Origin of the sequence: Niveispirillum fermenti (assembly GCF_048066175.1) — a bacterium.
In the GTDB taxonomy this organism is placed as follows: Bacteria; Pseudomonadota; Alphaproteobacteria; order Azospirillales; family Azospirillaceae; genus Niveispirillum; species Niveispirillum fermenti.
The window spans coordinates 1-1,153 of sequence record NZ_JBLTXA010000100.1; the positions used below are offsets into that span (position 1 = coordinate 1).

A 1,153-nucleotide genomic window follows, 5' to 3' on the forward strand; every position below is an offset into this window, starting at 1 on the left:
TCAGCTTGTCCACCGCGCCCGTCGCCAGATAAACGGCCTCAGCCAGCTTTTCTTATTATTTTCTTTGCCATAATTTCCATCCAAAATAGCCCACCATTATAAATAGAAATATAATAGTAATTATCACCCATATTGATATATACAGACCCGTTGTAAATTGGTTTGAAACAGCAATAATAAACAGAATAAAAAACACCAAACAGAGAATAATACCACATATAAACCATAATAATTTTGTTGAGATCTTAGAATTATTAGGTTTCATTTTATAGAACTGCCGGGCATAATCAAATTTTATACAAAAATCATTAATTATTGCAGATTGAGCGAGAGTCTTAATGTTCACTGCCTCTAAAGATACTTCAATATTATTTGTTTTTTCTATAAGATTGTCGCATTCAATAATTAGATTTATAATATCATCGTGAAATAACACCACAGGATCTATATCCATCCAAGCAAGCCTAGAGAAAACCGGAAATTCAGGGATAAGAAATTCTCCATCTGGAGAAATTCCACAACAATCTGCACCAAAATTTGAAGTCCATTCTTCGAACCGACCAGGAGACAAACCAAGTTCGTTATAGAATTTTCCTATACTTGAAATATAAGTGGTTAAATTTCTAAAATCTTCATTCAATTCACCTTTAGGGGAGACTGGAATTGCCATTGCATCTGCGTGTATTTCTTTATTATTCATCGTTCTCATCCCATTATTTTGGATACGACGTTATTACGGTTCGGCAGTCACTTTTTAACACGAGGTGATTGGTATACGCAGGCGCCCCGGATCCATCAGTTCCATAAGCCGCCCTGATACCAATGTAGCCCAGAAAAGCTAGCGGATGAGGAGCATCGAACACATGAAGGTTACGTACTGGGTCATAAGTTTGCGCCCCAAATAGGTACGTGTAATAGTTGTTATTTAGAACTCCTCTCCATCCGGAGTTCTGAAAATATTGGGAAACCCCAATCATTCCAGACAAATGCCTTTCTATAATATGATCCTGAACGCTTTGAGAGCCTCTTTTATAAAGCATTTTACTATAGTCCAAAGCTCTGGCATTGCCATCTGTTTGTTCGCACATTCCATATTGTTGAGCTACCTGAGTGATTTGAGAAGCATTAGAAACATCATCAGGGATGCTGACCT

2 protein-coding genes are annotated in these 1,153 nt (G+C 37.2%); both read right to left on the reverse strand.

The genetic code is table 11. The annotated features are described in order from the left end of the window. Positions 1-55: 55 nt before the first annotated feature. The gene (locus tag ACM9LZ_RS25835) at positions 56-700 is read right to left on the reverse strand and encodes a hypothetical protein (protein WP_416622371.1); all 645 of its coding nucleotides are present in this window, start codon (positions 698-700) and stop codon (positions 56-58) included. Positions 701-713: 13 nt separating this feature from the next. After that, positions 714-1,153, reverse strand: a 440-nt coding sequence (locus ACM9LZ_RS25840) for a hypothetical protein (protein WP_416622372.1), incomplete at its 5' end; no start/stop codon positions are given.

Coding starts and splice junctions, on each gene's coding strand:
- ACM9LZ_RS25835 (WP_416622371.1), bottom strand. CDS start 700: ATGAATAATAAAGAAATACACGCAGATGCAATGGCAATTCCAGTCTCC.